Origin of the sequence: Streptomyces sp. NRRL WC-3605, from assembly GCF_001509795.1 — a bacterium.
Taxonomy (GTDB): Bacteria; Actinomycetota; Actinomycetes; order Streptomycetales; family Streptomycetaceae; genus Streptomyces; species Streptomyces viridochromogenes.
In genome coordinates, this window is sequence record NZ_LLZN01000002.1 from 166,482 (window position 1) to 186,500 (window position 20,019).

Consider the following 20,019-nt stretch of genomic DNA (forward strand, 5'->3'; position numbering starts at 1 on the left):
CCCCCCGTCCGGCCAGGCCCGTCCGCCCGATTCCTTCTACCCTGGGAGCGAGCACATGGCGGGCCGAGGAGGCTGCGATGAGCACGACTCCCATCGAGGCGGACGCACCCGGGGCGAAGGGGTACGTGCCGATCGCCGACCACGGGCTGATCGGTGATCTGCGCAGTGTGGCCCTGGTGGGCATGGACGGCACGATCGACTGGTACTGCTGCGGGGCCTTCGACTCCCCCAGCGTCTTCGCCGCCATCCTGGACACCGAGCGCGGCGGATGCTTCGAGCTGGCGGCCGCGATCCCGGCGCGGACCAAGCAGTTCTACTTCCCCGACACCAATGTGCTGATCACCCGGTTCTTCACCGAGGACGGCGTCGGGGAGATCCAGGACTTCATGCCGGTCGGCACGGGGCCGGCCGAGGCGGACCGGCACCGGCTGATCCGGCGTGTGGTGTGCGTCCGCGGGTCGATCCCGTTCCGCACCCGTATCGCGCCGCGCTTCGGCTACGGGGCCGACCGGCACACCGTGCGCATGATCGACGGCGTGGCGGTCTTCGAGTCCCCGAAGCTGTCGCTGGGGCTGACCTCGACCGTGCCGCTGGAGATCGACGGACCCGACGTCTACGCCGAGTTCAAGATCACCGAGGGCGAGGGGGTGGTGTTCGCGCTGGACCAGGTCGGCGGCGAGGTGACCCCGCGGCGCTGTGCGTGGGCCGAGGCCGCGGAGGACCTGCACGACACCGTGGCGTACTGGCGGCGCTGGCTGGCCTCCTCCCGGTACCGGGGCCGCTGGCGGGAGATGGTGCACCGCTCGGCCCTGACCCTGAAGCTGCTCACCTACGCCCCGACCGGCGCCATCGTGGCCGCGCCGACCACGAGCCTGCCCGAACAGGTGGGCGGCGAGCGCAACTGGGACTACCGGTACACGTGGGTGCGCGACGCCGCCTTCGCCGTGTACGCGATGCTGCGGCTGGGGTTCACCGACGAGGCCGAGGCTTTCATGCGGTTCCTGAGCCGGCACATCACGCCGGGCGACGGCCGGGGCTCGGGGCCGTTGCAGATCATGTACGGCATCGACGGTCGCGCGGACATACCCGAGCGGGAACTCCCGCACCTGGAAGGGCACTTGGGGTCGGCGCCGGTCCGGGTCGGCAACGCCGCCGTCGACCAGCTCCAGCTCGACATCTACGGCGCGCTGATCGACTCCATCTATCTGTACGACAAGTGGGCGCAGCCGATCTCCAGCGACCAGTGGGACGACGTGTGCGCACTGGTCGACTGGGTGTGCGCACACTGGGACCAGCCCGACGAGGGGGTCTGGGAGACGCGCGGCGGGCGCAGGAAGTTCCTCTACTCCCGGTTGATGTGCTGGGTGGCGATCGAGCGGGCCATCCGGATGGCGAACCGGCGCGGTCTGCCCGCCGACCTGACCCGCTGGCAGGGGTGCCGGGACACCATCTACCGGCGGATCATGAGCCACGGCTGGTCCCCGGCCCGTCAGGCCTTCGTCCAGCACGAGGACACCGACGTCCTGGACGCGGCCGTCCTGATGATGCCGCTGACGAAGTTCATCGCGCCGACCGACCCCAAGTGGCTGTCCACGCTCGACGCCCTCACCGGGGAGCTGGTCTCCGACTCGCTGGTCTACCGGTACGACCCCCGGATCAGCCCGGACGGGTTGCACGGCGCCGAGGGCACCTTCTCCATCTGCTCCTTCTGGTACGTGGAGGCACTGGTCCACGCGGGCCGGCTCGACGAGGCCCGGCTGGCCTTCGAGAAGATGCTCACGTACGCCAACCATCTGGGCCTCTACGCCGAGGAGATCAGCCACACCGGCGAGCAACAGGGCAACTTCCCCCAGGCGTTCACACACCTGGCACTGATCAGCGCCGCGTACAACCTGGACCGGGCGCTGGGCTGAGCGTCAATGCCCGTGCCCGGACGCGTCCTCGTGCGGTGCTGGGTGGTCCTCAGCGGGCGCCGGGGTGCCGGTGCGGACCGTGAAGGCTGCCGTGTGGACCTTGCCCTCGTGCTTGAAGTCGAGGTAGAGCCGGTAGGTGCCGCCGCTCGGGGCCGTGGCCGTGAAGGAGACGTCCGGGCCGGGCTTCGTGGTGCCGTCGCCGGGTTCGCCGTTGGGGTGGACGTGCAGGTAGGCGAGGTCGCCGGAGCGCAGGGCGACCAGGTGTCCGTAGGCGCCGAGGTAGGGCTGGAGGTCGGTCACCGGGCGGCCGTCGCGGGAGACCTTCAGCTTCAGCTCGCCGGCCGTGCCCGGTCGCAGGGCGCCGTCGAGCCGGACCTCGTAGTCGTGGACCTTCGCGGTGCGCCGCGGCGCGGGCAGCGGCTGCGGCTCGTACGGGCCGGAGGCCGCCAGGTCCGCGCCCAGGGTGAGGTTCTCCGCGCCCTTCCCTCCCGGGGTGAAGTCGGCGAAGACCCGGTAGCCGCCGGCGCGGGGCAGGTCGACCGGAATGCTCCAGGTGCCGTCGCCGGCGCGGGTGGGGTGCAGGTGGCGGTAGGTCCCCAGGTCGCGTGAGGCCACGATGAGGTGCAGTTCCTTGTCGTGCTCGCGCTGGTAGGCGGTCACGGCGCGACCCGCGCTGTCCCGGATGACGAACCTCAGCTCGGAGCGCTTGCCGGCGGTGACCCGCGCGGTGGTGAGGTCGAGGGTGTAGCCGCCTTGGGAGATCTGGAGTCCCCCGGCGGGCTCCGCTTCGTGTCCGCCGTGGCCGCCACCCTCGCCCTCCGGCTCCGCGGAGGCGCGCGGGTGGGTGTCGTGGCGGGCGGGCGCGGGGTCGTCGACGACGGGGTCGAAGGCCTGGCCCACGCCGTAGGCGGTGCCGAAGGTCGCGGCCAGCGCGGCGGTGAACGCGGTGATCCTCAGTCCGGCATGCATGGCGGTCTCCTGCGGGTCAGGTGGGGCGTCGTGGTCGTCCGATGCACTTCACAATACCCCTAGGGGGTATCAAGTCAAGCCGGGGCGAGACTTGCCTCCGTTACCCCCCAGGGGTATACATGGACTCCCGCAAAGGTACCCCCACCCCGTACCGGGGCCGAGGCCGGCCCGCCGATCACCGAGCACAGGAGGACCGCATGTCCACCACCACGTACGCCGTCTCCGGGATGAGCTGCGGCCACTGCCGGGCCACGCTGACCGAGGCCATCGGCGGACTGGACGGCGTCACCGGCGTCGACGTCGATCTCGCCACCGGTCGCGTCACCGTCACCAGCGCCGCCGAGCCGGACGACGCCCGCATCGCCGCGGTCGTGGACGACGCCGGCTACGAGCTCACCGGCCGCGCCGCCTGATCCGCCCCTCCCCGGGGCCCGGACACGCCGGGCCCCGACCGCATCCCGCACCAGGAGCAGCGATGACCACCACCGCGACCGGCCCGACGAGTGACGTGGAGCTCGTCATTGGCGGCATGACGTGCGCCTCGTGCGCCGCGCGCGTCGAGAAGAAGCTGAACCGCATGGAGGGTGTGAGCGCCACCGTCAACTACGCGACCGAGAAGGCAAAGGTCAGCGTCGTCGCCGGGGTCACCGTCCCGGATCTGATCGCCACCGTGGAGGCGACCGGGTACACCGCCCGGGAGCCCGCGCCTCCCGCGCCCGAGGCGCCGGCGGACCAGGGACGCGACGAGGACGACGGGCTGCGGCCGCTCAGGCAGCGGCTGGTGACCGCGGTGGTCCTGGCGGTGCCCGTGGTCGCGATGGCGATGACCCCTGCACTCCAGTTCGACTACTGGCAGTGGCTGTCCCTCACTCTGGCGGCGCCCGTCGTGACCTACGCCGCCTGGCCCTTCCACCGGGCCGCGTTCACCAATCTGCGGCACGGCGCCGCCACCATGGACACTCTGATCTCGGTCGGTACGTCGGCCGCGTTCCTGTGGTCGCTGTGGGCACTGTTCCTGGGCACGGCGGGCGAGCCGGGCATGACCCACCCCTTCGAGCTGACGATCGCCCGCGGCGACGGCTCGGGGAACATCTACCTGGAGGCGGCCGCCGGTGTCACCGCCTTCATCCTGGCCGGGCGCTACTTCGAGGCCCGCTCCCGGCGCAAGGCGGGCGCGGCCCTGAAGGCCCTGCTGGAGCTGGGCGCCAGGGACGTCACCGTGCTGGGCCCGGACGGCACCGAAACGACCCGCCCCATCGCGGAGTTGGCCGTGGGCGACCGGTTCCTGGTCCGTCCCGGGGAGAAGATCGCCACCGACGGCACGGTCGTGGAGGGGTCGTCCGCGGTGGACGCCTCGATGCTGACGGGCGAGTCCGTGCCGGTGGAGGTGACCGCGGGCGACCCGGTCACGGGCGCGACCCTCAACGCGGGCGGCCGGCTCGTCGTCGAGGCGACGCGCGTCGGGGCGGACACCCAGCTGGCGCGGATGGCCCGGCTGGTGGAGGACGCGCAGAACGGCAAGGCCGCCGCCCAGCGGCTGGCGGACCGGATCTCCGCCGTGTTCGTGCCGATCGTCATCGCCCTCGCGCTGGGCACCCTCGGCTTCTGGCTGGGCAACGGCGCCGGCCCCGCCGCCGCCTTCACGGCCGCCGTGGCCGTGCTCATCATCGCCTGCCCCTGCGCGCTGGGGCTGGCCACGCCGACCGCGCTCCTGGTGGGCACCGGGCGCGGCGCCCAGCTCGGCATCCTGATCAAGGGGCCGGAGGTGCTGGAGTCCACGCGCCGGGTCGACACCGTCGTCCTGGACAAGACGGGCACCGTCACGACAGGCCGGATGACGCTGCTCGCTGTGCACACCGCCGCCGGCACCGCGGAGGAGGACGTCCTGCGGCTGGCGGGGGCGCTGGAGCACTCCTAGGAGCACCCGGTCGCCCGCGCCGTGGCCGACGGGGCCCGGACGCGACTCGGATCGCTCCCGGCCCCCGAGGACTTCGCGAACGTGCCGGGGCTCGGCGTCCGGGGCGTGGTCGAGGGGCACGCGGTGCTCGTGGGCCGCGAACGGCTGCTGGCGGAGCGGGACGTGAGGCTGCCGGAGGAGCTGCGGCAGGCGCGGGAGAACGCCGAGGCGGCCGGCCGTACCGCGATCGTGGTGGCCTGGGACGGGGCGGCGCGGGCGGTGCTGGAGGTCGCCGACGCGGTGAAGGAGACCAGCCGGGAGGCCGTCGCGCGGCTGCGGGCCCTCGGTCTGACGCCGATGCTGCTGACCGGTGACAACCGGCGCGTCGCGCAGGCGGTCGCCGGTGAGGTCGGCATCGCGGCCGAGGACGTGATCGCCGAGGTGCTGCCGCAGGACAAGGCCGACATCGTCAAGCGCCTTCAGGGCGAGGGCCGTTCGGTCGCCATGGTGGGCGACGGCGTCAACGACGCGGCCGCGCTGGCCCAGGCCGACCTGGGGCTCGCGATGGGCACCGGCACGGACGCGGCGATCGAGGCGGGTGACCTCACCCTGGTGCGCGGCGACCTGCGCGCGGCCGCCGACGCCATCCGCCTCGCCCGCCGTACGCTCGGCACGATCCGGTCGAACCTGTTCTGGGCGTTCGCCTACAACGTCGCCGCGCTGCCGCTGGCCGCGGCCGGACTGCTCAACCCGATGATCGCGGGGGCGGCGATGGCCTTCTCCTCGGTCTTCGTGGTCGGCAACTCCCTGCGGCTGCGGTCCTTCCGGGCCGCGGACTGAGCGGGCCGGGAGCGAACGGAGGGGCGCCGCGTCCGCGGCGCCCCTCCGCCGTGTGCCGGTGGCAACTCAGCCGAAGGCCTTCACGGCCTGGTAGTAGGTCCACGCCGTGCTGTTGCAGGCGGTCTTGGAGGCACCGCTGTAGCCGGCGCACACACGCTTGAGGTCTTCGTAGAAGGCGCTGTCCAGACGGGACTTGTTGGCGCTGAACGTGCCCTGTGCCTTGTAGTTGCGGTAGCCGAAGTCATGGCGCGCACAGGACGTGGAGAACGGGAAGCCGAAGGGGTTGTCCGGGGACGTGGAGCAGTAGTCGGTGGACCAGTCGAAGGCGTAGGCGGCCCAGGCGGACTGGTTGGAGCGGGCGGCGACCCAGGCGTTGTAGCTGGACGCGGACGTCTGCGTCCAGCTGGACAGTACCTGGGGCTTGTCCGCGGGGGCGGCCTGGGCGGCCGGTGCGAGGACGACGAGAGTCGCGACGGACACGGCCGAGGCGGCGAGAGCGGTGGTGAGCGTGCGGGGCATTACCACACCTCCATGAGGCTGCGGCCCGCCCATCGGGCCGCAGGTTCATGACAAGATGATTGACGCCGGAACGGTCGTTTACTCCGTGAGCGCTCAACAAACCGTCGACTCGCGGTGTTGACAGGGGGTCCTAGGGGGTCGGCGCCCCCTCGTCGATCGCGGCCGCCAGGGGTCGTAGGGGTCAGCGCGCACCCGTGGGGCGCCGCCGCCCCCGGTCCGCCGTGCCCGCGCGCTTGTCCAGGAACCGCCGCAGCCGTTCCAGCGGCCAGGCGTTGACGACGTCGTCCGCGGTGAGCCAGCCGCGCTGGGCCGTGCCCACGCCGAAGCGCAGGTTGCCCAGGTGGGTCACGGCGTGGGCGTCGCTGTCGACGGCGAACCGCGCCCCGTGCCGCCGCGCCCGCAGGATGTCCTCGTCCCGCAGGTCGAGCCGGTCCGGGTGGGAGTTGATCTCCAGCGCCGTGCCGGTGCGGGCGCAGGCCGCGAACACCGCGTCGAGGTCGGCGTCGATGCCCGGACGCCGGCCGATGAGGCGGGTGGTGGGATGCCCGATGAGGTGGACGTGCGGGTTCTCGCAGGCCCGGACGAGACGGCGGGTCATCGTGTCGCGGTCCTGGTCGAAGTGCGAGTGCACCGAGGCCACGCACACGTCGAACCCGGCCAGGAAGTCGGCGGGCCAGTCGACCTCACCGTCGGGGCCGATGTTCAGCTCCTCGCCGTGCAGCAGCCGCATCCCGCCGTACGTGCCGTCCAGCGCGCGGACCCGTTCGCGCTGGGCGAGCATGCGCTCGGCGGTCATGCGCTGCATCGCCATGTCCGGACCGTGGTCGGTGACGGCGTAGTAGGCGTATCCCCGCGCGGCGGCCGCGGCGGCCATCTCCTCCAGCGGGGCGAGTCCGTCGGTCAGGTCGGTGTGCGTGTGCAGATCGCCCCGGAGGTCCTTCTCCTGGAGCAGCGCGGGCAGTTCGCCGCGCAGTCCGGCCTCGATCTCGCCCCGGTCCTCGCGCAGCGGGGGCGGGATCCAGGGCAGCCCGAGCCGGGCGTAGACCTCCTCCTCGGTCTCGGAGACGATCCGCACACCGCTCTCGACGTCGAACAGCCCGTACTCGGACAACTTGAGCTTCTGCCGGACGGCCAGTTCGCGGGTGCGGATGTTGTGCGCCTTGGAGCCGGTGAAGTACTGCATCGCCGCACCCCAGGACTCCGGCGGGACGACCCGCAGGTCGACCTGGAGGCCCTGGGCGGTGCGCACCGACGTCTTCTTCTCGCCGCGCGCGACGACCTCCCGGACGTCGGGCAGCGCGGTGAAGGCCCGCATGACCGGGCCGGGTTCGGCGGCCGCGACCAGGATGTCGACGTCGCCGATCGTCTCGCGGACGCGGCGCAGCGAGCCCGCGTAGGCGCAGCGCTCGCAGCCGGGCAGCCCGGACAGCGCGGCGACGACGTCCTCCGCCAGGTCCAGGGCGACGTCGATCCGGACCCGGCCGCCGAAGGAGCGCAGCAGGGCGATGCCGTGGAGGATCTTCTCCTCCGTCCGGGGCCCGAAGCCCTTGAGGCCGCGCAGTCTCTCCCCGGCGATGGCGTCGGCGAGTTCGTCGACGGTGGAGATGCCCAGTTCCCGGTGGAGGACGAGGGCCTTCTTCGGGCCGAGCGTCGGGATGGCGGTCAGCTGCCGGACCCCGGCGGGGACGCGCGCCCGCAGTTCCTCCAGGGCCGCCACCCGGCCGGTGGAGAAGTACTCGACGACCTTCTCGGCGATGGACCTGCCGACGTTCGGGATCTCCTTGAGCCCCTGGACGTCGAGCGTGGACACGTCGGCGGGGTGGGCGGCCAGGGCGCGGGCCGCCTTCTCGTGGACGCGTGCCCTGAACGCGTCGCCTCCGGTGAGCGGGATCAGGTCCGCGTACTCCTGCAGGAGCGCGGCCACCTCGTCGTTGGACCGGGCCACCTCTCCAGCGTAGGCACGGAGGCACCCGGGCGGCACGGGGGGGGAGCCGCGCGCCCCGCCGCCCGGCGGCCTCGCGGTCACTGGCCGAGAGGGGCGGGCGGTGTGGGCGCCGCGTCCGCCTCGCCCGCGCGGGACGTGAGCGGCGGGTGGGCCGGGGTGACCCGCTCCCTGGTCAGGGCGGCGGCGATCCCGCGGGCCAGGAGGGGGTCGGCCGGCAGGACGTGGCCGGCGAACCAGCGGGCCGCCGTCGGTTCCGGGGACGGCTCCACGAACTCGGCGCCCGCGTAGTCGTCGAGCGGCGGGTCGTAGATGTACCCGGTCACCACACCGCGGTCGACGAGGCGGTCCACCAGCGCGTCGCGGTCGTGGACCAGGAGCGGGACCCGGAAGAGGGCGGGCGGGCCGTCGTGCGCGGTCCGCTCCCGCAGCGCCGGACTGGCCCAGGTGGTGCCGGCGAGCCGGGAGACTCCGTCCCGGCGCCGGGCGAGGTCGCCGTCGAGCAGGGCCATGCGCAGTTCCAGCTGCCCGCGCACCAGCGCGCCGTGCCGGGCACGGAAGCCGTGCAGGTCGACCCGGACCCAGGGCTCGTAGGCGGCCAGGCTGGGGGCGCGGCGGGCGCTGGCGGTGAGGCGGGAGGCGTGCAGTGCCATCCGGAAGTCGTCGCGCTCCATCAGACCGAGCCGTTGCATGGTGCGCCACACGGGCCGCACCAGGTGGAGGGAGCGGACCGCGGACCGTGCCAGGGGGCGCAGGGTGACGGTCAGGTCGGCCCGCAGCCTGCGCGGGGTGAGCAGGTCGTCGCGCAGCCGTTCCAGTTCGCGCCGGGTGCGCGCGTCCTCGACGGCGAGGAAGCCGCCGGCCGTCGCCGCGACGTGCTTGGAGAGGCTGAACGCGGCTGCCGTGCCGAAGGTCCCGATGGGCTGCCCGTCCACGTGGGTGCCGATGGCGTGCGCGGCGTCCTCGATCAGCGGGATGCCGAGTGCCTCGCAGCGGCGTCCCAGCTCGACGACGCGGTCCGGCAGACCGTACAGGTTCGTGGTCAGGACGGCGTCGATCCCGCGCCAGGTCGACTCCGGCACGGCGTCCGGGTCGATGTTGCCGTCCCAGCGGGAGACGGGGGCCTGCACGGGGCGCAGTCCGGCCGCGAGGACGACGAAGAGGATCACGTCGTCGTTGACCGGGGACATCAGGACGCGTCCGCCCGGCCGGCACCAGCGCCGCAGCGCCAGGTAGAGGGCGAGTCGGGCCGAGGGCGTGTAGACGCATTCGCGTCCGACGCGCCGCGTCATCATCGCGGCGAGCCGCGATCCGTACGGCATGGTCACCTCTTCCGTGAGAGCTTCGGCGAAGGTCCGCCCCGGGGCGGGCGATGCGGGCTGTCGGGTACTGCCGGGCCGTCTCGTGGGGGGTGTACGAGGGCGTGCCCGGCCAGGGCCGCGGCGTCCGGGACGGCCGGACGGCGGCGGTGGACGGGGTGGGGGCTGCGCTCAGCGGGTGCCGGAGCCGGTGCCTCTCGTGCGCGACGTGACGGAGGTGCGCAGACCGCCGGCGGTCTTCAGCAGCCGGTCGGCGGGGTCGCGCAGGGCGGGGTGGGCCAGCACGGTGTTCCGCAGGCCGCGTACCGGTCTGCGCCACATCCGCTGGGCCGCCGCCACCGGGTGGGGGCGTGTGGCGAACCCTTCGGCGACGCGCAGCTCACGGGTCTTGAGCCAGTCCTTGTACTCCTTCTCGCCGCGCCCCATGTCCATGAGGGTGACGCCGTCCCGGCCGGCGGCGTACGCCATCCGCAGGTGCATCATCAGGCCGGGCGAGTAGTAGGAGAATTCGGGGTCGTAGGCGGTGAACCAGGCGGCGAGCACCGTGCGCGAACGGGGTCCGAAGTGCGCGGCGACGGGCCGGTCGCCCGCGTACACCACGGACAGGATGCCGGTGAAGTGGTCCTCGCGGACGTGGAGGAGATGGTCGACGAGGCCGACGATCCACGGGCGGGAGAACCGGTCCATCCGGCCCGTCCTGCGGTACTGGGCGGACTTCCAGCGCATGAGGGTGCGCAGCACGCGCGGGTCGCGTTCGTCGTACACGAACCGGACCTCGCCGGCGTCCCGGCCGAGCCGGCGCTCCTTCTTCAGCGTGGTCTTGGCCTGCCCCGGGTAGGTGGCCCGCAGCCAGGCCGGATAGTCGCCCTCGGCGGGCTTGAGGTCGAGCACGGGTGAGGCGAACGTGCCGGTGACGTACGGCGCGAACGGCCGCTGCTCGTCGACGAGGTGGTCGAACTCGAGGACGGACAGGCCGCAGGCCCGCAGCAGTTCACGGGTGTCCCAGGTGACGCCGGGCCGGTGCACCAGGGCCTGGCAGTCGGACAGCCCGAGGCCGATGGCCCGGCCCACGCCGAGCGCGTTGCGTTCGTAGGGGAGGAAGCCGACGGCCTCCCCCTGCCGGTGCAGCACGGCAACCCGGGCGCCCGCGCGGTGACGGCCGACGCCGAGCGCGAACTCCGGCGACAGGAACGGGTTGGCGTACTCCGGCGACTCGTCCATGGCCCGGTGCCACGCCGCGCGGAGCGGGCCGCTCAGGTCCTCGGGTCTGTGAATGGTGATGGCGTTCGTGGATCGCATGGCGACCGCTCCCCCCAGATGTCCCCCCGGACGCGCTTGCCCGCGCGTCGCCACCGTCTCCCCCGATGTCGAACTTCGTGGCGAGGGTCAAACGTCGCGAAGCAGTACACGCACTGTCAAGGTACGAGAAGAATCCTTTAGCAGTACTTGGGGGTCGGCCGCCGCCGGGCCGGTGCGGTCCGGCGGCGTGCGCTCAGCCGTCCTGACCGGCGATGTTCACCATCCAGGTGATGCCGAAGCGGTCCGTGCACATGCCGAAGACGTCGCCCCACATCTGCTTCTCCAGCGGCACACTCACCGTGGCGCCGTCGGACAGCTTCTCCCAGTAGCCGCGCAGCTCCGGCTCGTCGTCGCCGCTGAGGCTCACGGAGATGTTGTTGCCGGGGCGGTGGTCCTCCGTGGGGTTGTCGGCGCACATGAGGGTGAAGCCGCTCGGGGTCTCCAGCATGCCGTGCATGATCTTGTCGGCCAGCGGGGTGTCCTTCTGGCCGAACGCCGCGTAGGTGTTGACGTCGACGGTGCCTCCGAAGACCTGCTGGTAGAACTCCAGCGCCTGACGGGCGTCACCGGCGAACGTGATGTAGGGGTTGAGTCGTGAGGCCATGATTCCTCCTGGAGTGAGGGAGCCGACTCCGAGGAACGTAACGCGGGCCGCTGACAGCGGCCCGCGCTCACGGCCGTACGGGGCACGCGACCGGTTACAGGGTGCGTTCCATGCGCTCGGCGACCAGCTTCACGAACCGCGCGGGGTCCTTGGCCTGGCCGCCCTCTGCGAGCACCGCCAGCGTGTGCAGCAGCTCGGCGGACTCGGCGAGGCGCGCCCGGTCGTCGTCGTTCTTGAACGCCTGGTTCATGCCCTTGACCAGCGCGTGCTCGGCGTTGAGCTCCAGGATGCGCTTGGTGCGCGGCACCTCCTGGCCCATGGCGCGGTACATCTGCTCCAGGGCCGGGGTCAGGTCCTGCGCGTCCGAGACGACGCAGGCGGGCGAGACCGTCAGCCGGGTCGACAGCCGGACCTCCTTGATGTCCTCCTCCAGCCGCTCCCGCATCCAGCCGAGCAGTCCGGCGTAGTCCTCGGCCTGCTTCTCGCGCTCCGCGTCCGCCTTCTCGTCGCCCTTGGCGTCCAGGTCGATCTCACCCTTGGTGACGGACCGCAGCTTCTTGCCCTGGTACTCGCCGACGGCGTCGACCCACACCTCGTCGACGGGGTCGGTGAGCAGCAGCACCTCGATGCCCTTGTCCCGGAACGCCTCCATGTGCGGGGAGTTCTCGATGCTCTGCCGGGACTCACCGGTGATGTAGTAGATGTCCTTCTGGTCGTCGCCCATCCGTTCGACGTACTGCGCCAGGGTGGTCGGCTCGTCCTCGGAGTGGGTGGTCGCGAACGAGGCGACGGCGAGGATGGCCTCGCTGTTCTCCGAGTCGGTGACCAGACCCTCCTTGAGGACCGTGCCGAACTCCCGCCAGAACGTGGCGTAGCGCTCGCTGTCCTTGGTCATGATCTCCTTGACCGTGGACAGCACCTTCTTGGTGAGCCGGCGCTGCATCATCCGGATGTGCCGGTCCTGCTGGAGGATCTCGCGGGAGACGTTCAGGGAGAGGTCGGCCGCGTCCACGACGCCCTTGACGAAGCGCAGGTAGGGCGGGAGCAGCGCCTCGCAGTCGTCCATGATGAACACGCGCTTCACGTACAGCTGGACGCCGCGCTTGTGGTCGCGGGTGAACAGGTCGTGCGGGGCGTGCGCGGGCAGGAACAGCAGGGCCTGGTACTCGAAGGTGCCCTCGGCCTGGAGACGGATGGTCTCCAGCGGTTCGCGCCAGTCGTGGCTGATGTGCTTGTACAGCTCGTGGTACTCGTCGTCGGTCACCTGGTCGCGCGAGCGCGCCCACAGGGCCTTCATCGAGTTCAGCGTCTCGGGCTCGGGCGTGCCGTCGCCGGCGGCGTTCTCCGGGACCATGCGGATCGGCCAGGTGATGAAGTCCGAGTACCGCTTGACGATCTCCCGGATCTTCCACGGCGAGGTGTAGTCGTGGAGCTGGTTCTCGGGGTCGGCGGGCTTCAGGTGCAGGGTGACGGAGGTGCCCTGGGGAGCGTCCTCGACGGTCTCCAGCGTGTACGTGGCCTCGCCGCGCGACGACCAGCGGGTGCCCTTGGCCTCGCCGGCCCGCCGGGTCACCAGGGTCATCTCGTCGGCCACCATGAAACCGGAGTAGAAGCCGACGCCGAACTGGCCGATCAGGCCCTCGGCGCCCTTCTCGTCCTCCGCCTCCCGCAGTTCCTGCAGGAAGGAGGCGGTGCCGGAGTTGGCGATGGTGCCGATGAGCCGCCCCACCTCGTCGTACGACATCCCGATGCCGTTGTCCCGCACGGTGAGGGTGCGGGCCTCCTTGTCGACGTCGATGACGATGTGCAGGTCGGACACATCGGCGTCGAGCGCGTCGTCCCGCAGTTTCTCCAGGCGCAGCTTGTCGAGCGCGTCGGAGGCGTTGGAGACGAGTTCGCGGAGGAAGACATCCTTGTTCGAGTAGACCGAGTGGATCATCAACTGGAGCAGCTGACGGGCCTCTACCTGGAACTCAAACGTCTCGGTCGGCATGGTTCGCGACTACCTCACAGGTTCGTTCACCGGAACTGGTAGCAGTCACTGTAAGACACGAGGTCAGCGCGGAGAGCGGGACCGGGGAACGTCCCCGGGAGGCTCAGACGAGGTGGGCGAAGACGACGAGGTTGGCGGTGTAGTCCCTGACCTGGCGGTCGTAGTCGCCCGCGCACGTGATGAGCCGCACCTGGGCGGAGGGGGTGTCCTCGTACACGCGGTCGCTCGGGAAGGTGTCCTTGTCGTAGGTCTGCGTCTCGTCGACCTCGAAGACGGCCTTGTGTCCGTCGGCGCGCAGCACCTCGAAGCGGTCGCCCTTCGTCAGCCGGTACAGCTCGGCGAAGACGGCGGCGGACGTCGCCGTGTCGACGTGCCCGGCGATGATCGACGTCCCCGTCTCGCCCGGCGAGGCGCCCTTCGCGTACCAGCCGACGAGGTTGGTGTCGTGGGCGGGCGGGGGCTGGAGACGTCCGCCGGCGCCGATGGCCAGGTCGGTGAAGGGGGCGTCGACCGAGATCTTGGGGATGCGCAGGCGCACCGGGTGGGACCGGGGCAGGTGCTTGCCCCGGGGGCGCGCGTCGGGGCCGGCGGGCTCGGCCGTCGCGGGCGCGGAGGAGGCGGCGGGCGGGGCGTGGGGCGCGTCGACGCTTCCGCCGTCCTCGGTCCCGCCGCCGGAGTACATCGTGAAGAGGACGGTGGCGGCGATGGCGGTCCAGAACACCACGGCCACGCGTCGCGTCCGCCGCGAGTGCGGGGACGGGGCGTCGGGACCGGCCGGGTCGGGCTGGGGGACGGAGGGACGGCCGGCGTCCATCGGGGAACCACCTCACTGGGACGGAGCAGCGGACGGGCTGGAGGGGGAAGGGCGGGGCCGCCGCGACGCGCGGGGCACGTGCGGCGGCCTCGACGGCCTGGTCGGACCGGGGGTGGCTCAGGCCACGGACCCGGCCTTCCTGCGACGCATCGCGTACATGCCGGCGCCCGCGACACCGAGGACGGCCAGGCCGGCGGTCGTCACGCCGGGCGTGGCGAGGCCGCCGCCGCCGGTGTGCATCCCGCCGCGCGGCTTGCCGTGGTCACCGCCGCCGCCCCACGACTCCTCCTCGTGGTCGCCGCCCCAGGAGTCGTTCCCGTGGTCATCGCCGCCCCACGAGTCGCCCTTCTCCTCGGACTTCCAGTCCTTGCCGTGGTCTTCCTTGTTCCGGTAGGTGTCCGGGTCGTGCTTGGGGTTGTCGCCGCCCCAGGCGTCGCCGTTCATGACGGAGCCGAGGGCTCCGCCACCGGTGTGGACCCCGCCGCGCGGCCCGTCGTGCTTGCCCTCCTCGTCGTGCTCCTTGCTGTAGGACTGGTCGTGGTCGTCGGACTTCCCGTGGTCCTCGGACTTTCCGTGCTCGGACTTACCGTGGTCCTCGGACTTGTGCTCCTTGCTGTGGGACGTGTCGTCGTTGTTGTCCCAGTCACCGGTGGTGACGGCGTGAGCGGCGGGTGCGATCGCCAGCGCGGCCGTGGCCGTCGCGGTGGCGAGCAGCATGCGAACAGGGCGCATAGGTGGTTCCTCCCGTCACGGCCTGGGCGGCTGACGCTTCATCACCACTGGAGCCAGGCCTTGACGTGATCCACCGTCAGCCATGTCCAGCGGGCGCACCATTCGAAGCGATCACATGGGTTAAGCACCCACCCTGACGGCCGTACGACCGGCCGCCCTTACCCCTGTGACCAGCGGCATCCCACTCTGCGTGTTTGGATCACCCGGAAGTGGTGAGACGCGGGGGATGCCGAAGCACAGCGTCCGTCCCGTCCTGCCCCGGAGAGCCGCCGGCACCCGGCCGGGGTCCGCGCGCGCCGTCCGGGAGGCGGTGTGGTGAGCCAGGCGACCGAGACCCTTCCCGACCGGGCCGCACCGCCCCGACCTGCGGTTTCCCGGCAGCGGGACGCGTTCTTCGACAACGCCAAGTACGCGGCGATCGTGCTGGTCGCCGTGGGGCACGCGTGGGAGCCGCTGCGGGACGGCAGCCGGACCGTCAGCGCGCTGTACATGCTCGTGTACGCGTTTCACATGCCGGCCTTCATCATCATCTCGGGCTACTTCTCGCGGAGCTTTGAAGCCCGTCCGGAGCAGCTGAAACGGCTGGTCACGGGTCTGCTCGTGCCGTACGTGGTCTTCGAGACGGCCTACACCCTCTTCACCCGGTGGACGGACGGGGAGCCCGATCGGCCGATCAGCCTGCTGGACCCCCTGTATCTGACGTGGTTCCTGGCGGCGCTGTTCGTGTGGCGGCTCACGGCGCCGATGTGGCGGCGGCTGCGGTACGCCGTTGCGGTGGCGCTCGGCGTGGCGATGCTGGCCACCTTGTCGTCGTCCATCGGCGACGACCTGGATCTGCAGCGCGTCCTGCAGTTCCTGCCGTACTTCGTGGTGGGGCTGCTGCTGCGGCCGGAGCATTTCCAGTGGGTGCGGCGCCGTGCGGTGCGGATCGCCGCGGTGCCCGTGTTCGCGGGCGCGCTCGCGGTGGCGTACTGGGCGCAGCCTCGGATGGCCGCCGGCTGGTTCTACCACCGGGACAGCGCCGAGGAGCTGGGCGCGCCGGCGTGGGCCGGGCTGGGGATGACGCCGGTGCTGTTCGTCTGCGCGCTGGTGCTGGTGGCCGCCTTCCTGTCCTGGGTGCCGGGGCGGCGGATGTGGTGCACGGCGCTGGGCACGGGCACCCTGTTCGGCTATCTGCTGCACGGGTTCGTGGCCCAGGCGGCGGGGCACTTCGGCTGGTACGACCCGGCGTGGGTGCGGGGGCCGCTCGGGCCGCTGGTCGTGACCGCCGTCGCGGCGACCGTGGTGACGCTGCTGTGCACTCCGCCCGTGCGGCGCGCCCTGCGCTTCGTGGTCGAGCCTCGGATGGCGTGGCTGTTCCGGCGGGACGCGGCGGAACCGGTCGGGGACCGGGGCGCGCCCGCGCGCGGCTGAGCCGTGCGGGCGTCAGGGCTCGCGCACGAGGGACGCGACGTGGGCGGTGACGGTGTCGAGGATGCCGGTCCAGGCGGCGTCGTCGCCGAGCACCAGGTAGTTGAGGGTCAGGCCGTCGGTCATGGCCGCCAGATAGCGGGCGAGGACCGGGACGGGGACCCGCAGGCGCAGGCCCATCGTGTCGTGCAGCTGGTCGATCAGCTCGGTGTACGTGGCGGCGTACAGCTCGTACTGGTGCCGGGCCAGGTGCTCGAAGCCGGGCTGGCGCAGGGCGTACTGGGTCAGCTCGTAGGTGAGCATGTGCTCGTCCGGGTGGGCGCGGACGTGGTCCCAGTACGCCTGGAAGCCCGCGCGGACGGTGTCCTCGAGGGTGGCGCGGGGGCGCAGGGCCTCCTTCACCAGCCGCGCGTAGTGGCCGGTGATGGTGGTGATGACGGACTCGATCAGCTCCTGCTTGGAGTCGAAGCAGTAGTGGAACACGCTCAGCGAGACATCCGCCTCGGCGGCGATGGACCGGGTCGTCGTCCGCGGGACGCCGTCCCGGGCCATCGCTCTGATCGCCGCCTCGGTGAGCTGTCGCCGCCGCTCCGCGGACGGCAGTCGTGCCATGGAGACCCTTTCGTGGGTGTCAGCCGCTGTGGACGCCCACCTCGTACAGGGAGTAGCCCCAGTCGGTGCCCCGGTCCAGGCCCTGGACGCGGACGTAGCGGGCCGGTGTGCCGGTGAATCCCGCGGTGTCGAGGCCGCCGTCGCCGGACGCCGTGGACCAGGCGGTGCGCCAGGTGGTGCCGTCGGTGGACAGGTCGATGCGGTACGCCTTGCCGTACGCCCTCTCCCAGTCGAGGGTCACCTTTCCGACCAGTTGGGTGGAGCCGAGGTCGACGGTGAGCCACTGGTCGTCGTTCCAGTCGCTGGCCCAGCGGGTGCTTCCGTCGCCGTCGACGGCCCGGCCGGGCTGGTAGCTGGTGAACAGGCTCCACTCGGAGGAACTGGCCGTCGTCCTCGCCCCGCGCGCGAGATCGGTCCCGGCCGCGTGCCGCTCGGAGGCGGACCAGGTGCCGAGGTAGGACTCGGCGCCGCGGAAGAGGTCGTCCACGGTGTCCTGGCCGCCGACGCGCCGGATGTCCTCGATCCAGTCCGGGACGAGGCCGTAGTGGGAGGCGCCGTCGGTGTTGATGTCCCAGGTGCGCTCGCCCGTGGTCTGGCGGTCGATGACGGAGCCGCCGTCGACGCTGCGGAACGGGTAGGTCACCTTGTTCGGGGCGTCCGCGCCGCGTGGGGCCGGCCAGCCGCCGACGCCGTTCATGTCGGTGCCGTAGCCGTAGCCGACGCCGTACTTGTCGCGCAGTGCCTCGGTGCGCTTCGCCTCGGCGACGAAGTGCTCGGAGCCGTTCATGTACTGGGCAGTGAAGCCTCCGAGACCGTACACGCGCTCGGTCCACTCGCGGTCCATCCAGCTGTGCGAGGACAGGATGCCGGGGTAGGACGCGGACTCGAAGATGTCGAGGACGCGGCCGACGGACTTGACGCTCATGTGGTCGACCTCGAGCATCATCTTGCGTTTCATCATGCCCCGGACGGCGTATTCGCCGAGCGAGGTGAGCCCGCGGACGTTGCACTGGGCGTCGGCGCTGTACGCGGGGACGTCGGTGCCCGCCGGGAGCTTCTTCTCGGCCTCGGCCGCGGTCGCGTCGCCGATCGGGTTGTCGGCTTGCGGGCCGGTGCACTTCTCGGTCTTCCAGAAGGTGCCGGTGGACAGGAACTGGCCGACGTTGATGGCGGTGCCGAGCGTGCCCGAGTCGAAGCGCACGCCGCACAGGGCGTTGTCGAACTTGTGGCACAGGAACATGCTGCGCACGCCCAGTGCGTGGAGTTCGTCGAGGCCCTTGTCGATGTCCTCCTTGTCGCACTGCGCGATGTCGAGGATCTGCTTGCAGCCGAACGGCTCGGAGGTCTCGACGCCGAGGACGACCGCGAGTTTGCCCTGCTGGATGACCTGGCGGGCCTGCGCGCTGTCGGTGACGATCCGGAACCAGCCCTTTCCGGGGCCGCCGTACATCCGGTCGATGTACGCCTGGAGGTCGTACGTCAGCTTGGCCTGCAGCCGGATGGACGTCATCTCGTCGCAGGAGCGGTCCTTGAAGAAGTACACGGAGCAGATCACGCCGTTGGTGACGAGGTCGTTGACGAGGACGCGCTGGCCGCCGCGCCAGGCCCGTTCGATCCAGGCGTAGTAGTTCTGCTGGTGGGTCAGCGAGTCGTGGGCCGGCCAGTCCTTGAAGGTGGGCCAGCCGACGGGGTCGTGCCGGCCGTCGCCGCCCTTGGTGATGAAGTCGAAGACGGCCAGCGAACCGTCGGGGTAGTGCTCGGGGCAGTCCTTGAGGGCGTCCGCCACGCCCTTGTCGGAGAAGGGCTTGCCGCAGATCAGGCGCCCGCCGAAGGCCTCGTTGGCGAAGATGTGGTCGTGGGCGTCGACGAAGCCGCGCACGTCGCCGCGGGCGTCGGTGCCGGTGAACGGCTCGCCGGTCACCCCGATGCCGGAGTCCGGTGCGGGCCGGGCCGTCGGGTTCCACCAGTCGGTGCCGGCCGCGGCGCTCGGCGCGGGACCGAGCGCGAGGGACAGCACGAGCAGGAGGAGCGACACGACGGTGACGTTCTTGCGTCTGCGGTACGGGCGTCCGGCACTGGTCACGGCCCACGTCCCTCGGTCGGCGTCGGGGCGAGGCCGTGTTGTCATGACCCCGCTCAATGTGCGACGAGGATCGCGAGTACCGCCGAACGAGTCAATAGTCCGGGACGGATGACCTACTGGAGTCGCCGGCGGGGAACCGGCGCCTCACACCGGGTGGCTCACGCGGATCTTGGACTGCCCGTGCGGAAGCCGCTCCCAGTCCGCCATGAAGCGGGCCCGCAGCCCGTGCTTCTCTGCCAGCCCCAGCAGGGTCTCGGCGCGGTAGTAGAAGTCCTCCCGCAGCACCTGGTGCTCGGGGCCCTCGGTGCGGTCGAAGGTGAAGTCGAACCAGCCGCCCGGCGCCAGCACCCGTCCGACGTGGGCGAGGCACTGGTCGATGACGGGCAGCGGCGAGTGCGAGAAGACACTGTGGGCGTGCACCACGTCGAAGTGGGCGTCCGGCAGGAACGCGAGGCTGAGGTCGCGCACGGGGGTGAGGGTCGGCAGCCGGTCCTGGAGGCCCATCTCCACGACGGTGTCCTGGGCGGCGAACAGGATGTCGGGCGAGATGTCGATGCCGTAGTAGTGGCCCGGCTCCAGATGGCGGATGAACCGCCAGCCGCCGCGCAGATTGCCGCAGCCGATCTCCAGCAGCCGGTGCTCGGGGCGCAGGCCGTGGCCGACCAGGTAGTCGAACTGCAGTGCGCCGAGGGCCAGCCACCGCTCCCGGCTCGCGCTGCCGACGGCCGCGTCGGGGTCGGTGCGGGTGTCGGAGCGCATCACGGCGCGGTAGTAGGCGACGTGGTCCCGGTGGCGGCGGCGCAACCACAGGTCGCGGGCCGAGCGGACCAGGTGGCGGGGCACCCGTTCGGGGTGGTGCAGGGCGTAGCGCAGGCGGTGGCCGAGGGCGGCGCGGTTGGCGGTGAGGTTCTTGGCCGGCATGGGGTTCGTGCCTCCCTGGGGTCGCGTCACCACCGAGGATGCGCACTGTGGCGGCCGTCCGCCACAGGGGCGGCTCCGGGCGCCGACGGCACACGCGTTCCGGGAGTTCGCCCGCGGCGCGAACTCCTCGGTGCCGTACGGCTGTTCCTGCA

General features: G+C 71.8%; 15 protein-coding genes and 1 pseudogene. 4 read left to right on the forward strand and 12 right to left on the reverse strand.

Features of this window, described 5'->3' with window-relative positions; translation table 11 throughout:
- Nucleotides 1-77: 77 nt before the first annotated feature.
- The gene (locus tag ADL34_RS02810) at nucleotides 78-1,913 is read left to right on the forward strand and encodes a glycoside hydrolase family 15 protein (RefSeq protein ID WP_062667826.1); all 1,836 of its coding nucleotides are present in this window, start codon (nucleotides 78-80) and stop codon (nucleotides 1,911-1,913) included.
- A gap of 3 nt (nucleotides 1,914-1,916) precedes the next feature.
- On the opposite strand, the gene ADL34_RS02815 is transcribed toward ADL34_RS02810, so the two are convergent.
- Entirely contained in the window at nucleotides 1,917-2,882 is a 966-nt protein-coding gene (locus ADL34_RS02815) for a hypothetical protein (protein ID WP_062667827.1), read from the reverse strand.
- 197 nt (nucleotides 2,883-3,079) lie between these two features.
- Between ADL34_RS02815 and ADL34_RS02820 the strand changes: the two genes are divergently transcribed.
- A complete protein-coding gene (locus ADL34_RS02820) occupies nucleotides 3,080-3,295 on the forward strand; it encodes a heavy-metal-associated domain-containing protein (protein WP_062667828.1) in 216 nt (71 codons plus the stop codon).
- 62 nt (nucleotides 3,296-3,357) lie between these two features.
- Nucleotides 3,358-5,619: pseudogene (locus tag ADL34_RS02825) on the forward strand (heavy metal translocating P-type ATPase).
- A 66-nt stretch (nucleotides 5,620-5,685) separates the two neighbouring features.
- Here ADL34_RS02825 and ADL34_RS02830 read toward each other — a convergent pair.
- From ADL34_RS02830 to ADL34_RS02865, 8 genes are all read right to left on the reverse strand, one after another.
- On the reverse strand, nucleotides 5,686-6,138 hold the full coding sequence (locus ADL34_RS02830) for a phospholipase (protein ID WP_062667829.1): 453 nt from the start codon (nucleotides 6,136-6,138) through the stop codon (nucleotides 5,686-5,688).
- A 181-nt stretch (nucleotides 6,139-6,319) separates the two neighbouring features.
- Entirely contained in the window at nucleotides 6,320-8,083 is a 1,764-nt protein-coding gene (polX, locus tag ADL34_RS02835; protein WP_062667830.1) for a DNA polymerase/3'-5' exonuclease PolX, read from the reverse strand.
- Nucleotides 8,084-8,160: 77 nt separating this feature from the next.
- Complete coding sequence (locus ADL34_RS02840) at nucleotides 8,161-9,402, reverse strand: DegT/DnrJ/EryC1/StrS family aminotransferase (RefSeq protein ID WP_062667832.1); 1,242 nt, start codon at nucleotides 9,400-9,402, stop codon at nucleotides 8,161-8,163.
- Between the two features lie 168 nt (nucleotides 9,403-9,570).
- Complete coding sequence (locus ADL34_RS02845; RefSeq protein ID WP_062667833.1) at nucleotides 9,571-10,698, reverse strand: GNAT family N-acetyltransferase; 1,128 nt, start codon at nucleotides 10,696-10,698, stop codon at nucleotides 9,571-9,573.
- A gap of 193 nt (nucleotides 10,699-10,891) precedes the next feature.
- Nucleotides 10,892-11,302 (reverse strand): VOC family protein, encoded by a 411-nt coding sequence (locus ADL34_RS02850; protein WP_062667835.1) that lies wholly within the window; start codon nucleotides 11,300-11,302, stop codon nucleotides 10,892-10,894.
- A gap of 94 nt (nucleotides 11,303-11,396) precedes the next feature.
- Nucleotides 11,397-13,295, reverse strand: coding sequence for a molecular chaperone HtpG (gene htpG / locus ADL34_RS02855; protein ID WP_062667837.1), 1,899 nt, complete (start codon nucleotides 13,293-13,295; stop codon nucleotides 11,397-11,399).
- 103 nt (nucleotides 13,296-13,398) lie between these two features.
- Nucleotides 13,399-14,109, reverse strand: a complete 711-nt coding sequence (locus tag ADL34_RS02860) for a class F sortase (protein ID WP_062667839.1) — start codon at nucleotides 14,107-14,109, stop codon at nucleotides 13,399-13,401.
- Between the two features lie 117 nt (nucleotides 14,110-14,226).
- Entirely contained in the window at nucleotides 14,227-14,841 is a 615-nt protein-coding gene (locus ADL34_RS02865) for a hypothetical protein (protein WP_063892250.1), read from the reverse strand.
- A 315-nt stretch (nucleotides 14,842-15,156) separates the two neighbouring features.
- Between ADL34_RS02865 and ADL34_RS02870 the strand changes: the two genes are divergently transcribed.
- Entirely contained in the window at nucleotides 15,157-16,254 is a 1,098-nt protein-coding gene (locus ADL34_RS02870) for an acyltransferase family protein (RefSeq protein WP_062668177.1), read from the forward strand.
- A gap of 12 nt (nucleotides 16,255-16,266) precedes the next feature.
- Here the strand turns inward: ADL34_RS02870 and ADL34_RS02875 are convergent, their stop codons facing one another.
- The 3 genes from ADL34_RS02875 to ADL34_RS02885 all read right to left on the reverse strand — a co-directional run bounded on the left by ADL34_RS02875 (nucleotide 16,267) and on the right by ADL34_RS02885 (nucleotide 19,867).
- The gene (locus ADL34_RS02875) at nucleotides 16,267-16,863 is read right to left on the reverse strand and encodes a TetR/AcrR family transcriptional regulator (protein ID WP_062667843.1); all 597 of its coding nucleotides are present in this window, start codon (nucleotides 16,861-16,863) and stop codon (nucleotides 16,267-16,269) included.
- Nucleotides 16,864-16,882: 19 nt separating this feature from the next.
- Nucleotides 16,883-18,946, reverse strand: coding sequence for a discoidin domain-containing protein (locus ADL34_RS02880; protein ID WP_062667845.1), 2,064 nt, complete (start codon nucleotides 18,944-18,946; stop codon nucleotides 16,883-16,885).
- Between the two features lie 144 nt (nucleotides 18,947-19,090).
- Nucleotides 19,091-19,867: a class I SAM-dependent methyltransferase gene (locus ADL34_RS02885; RefSeq protein WP_062667847.1), complete on the reverse strand. Its 777-nt coding sequence runs from the start codon at nucleotides 19,865-19,867 to the stop codon at nucleotides 19,091-19,093.
- Between the last annotated feature and the right edge of the window lie 152 nt (nucleotides 19,868-20,019).

Bases quoted from the DNA above. Each gene is read 5' to 3' on its own strand.
- ADL34_RS02815 (WP_062667827.1), bottom strand. From the start codon at position 2,882: ATGCATGCCGGACTGAGGATCACCGCGTTCACCGCCGCGCTGGCCGCG.
- ADL34_RS02865 (WP_063892250.1), bottom strand. From the start codon at position 14,841: ATGCGCCCTGTTCGCATGCTGCTCGCCACCGCGACGGCCACGGCCGCG.
- ADL34_RS02810 (WP_062667826.1), top strand. From the start codon at position 78: ATGAGCACGACTCCCATCGAGGCGGACGCACCCGGGGCGAAGGGGTAC.
- ADL34_RS02820 (WP_062667828.1), top strand. From the start codon at position 3,080: ATGTCCACCACCACGTACGCCGTCTCCGGGATGAGCTGCGGCCACTGC.
- htpG (WP_062667837.1), bottom strand. From the start codon at position 13,295: ATGCCGACCGAGACGTTTGAGTTCCAGGTAGAGGCCCGTCAGCTGCTC.
- ADL34_RS02885 (WP_062667847.1), bottom strand. From the start codon at position 19,867: ATGCCGGCCAAGAACCTCACCGCCAACCGCGCCGCCCTCGGCCACCGC.
- ADL34_RS02850 (WP_062667835.1), bottom strand. From the start codon at position 11,302: ATGGCCTCACGACTCAACCCCTACATCACGTTCGCCGGTGACGCCCGT.
- ADL34_RS02840 (WP_062667832.1), bottom strand. From the start codon at position 9,402: ATGCCGTACGGATCGCGGCTCGCCGCGATGATGACGCGGCGCGTCGGA.
- ADL34_RS02875 (WP_062667843.1), bottom strand. From the start codon at position 16,863: ATGGCACGACTGCCGTCCGCGGAGCGGCGGCGACAGCTCACCGAGGCG.
- ADL34_RS02845 (WP_062667833.1), bottom strand. From the start codon at position 10,698: ATGCGATCCACGAACGCCATCACCATTCACAGACCCGAGGACCTGAGC.
- ADL34_RS02830 (WP_062667829.1), bottom strand. From the start codon at position 6,138: ATGCCCCGCACGCTCACCACCGCTCTCGCCGCCTCGGCCGTGTCCGTC.
- ADL34_RS02860 (WP_062667839.1), bottom strand. From the start codon at position 14,109: ATGGACGCCGGCCGTCCCTCCGTCCCCCAGCCCGACCCGGCCGGTCCC.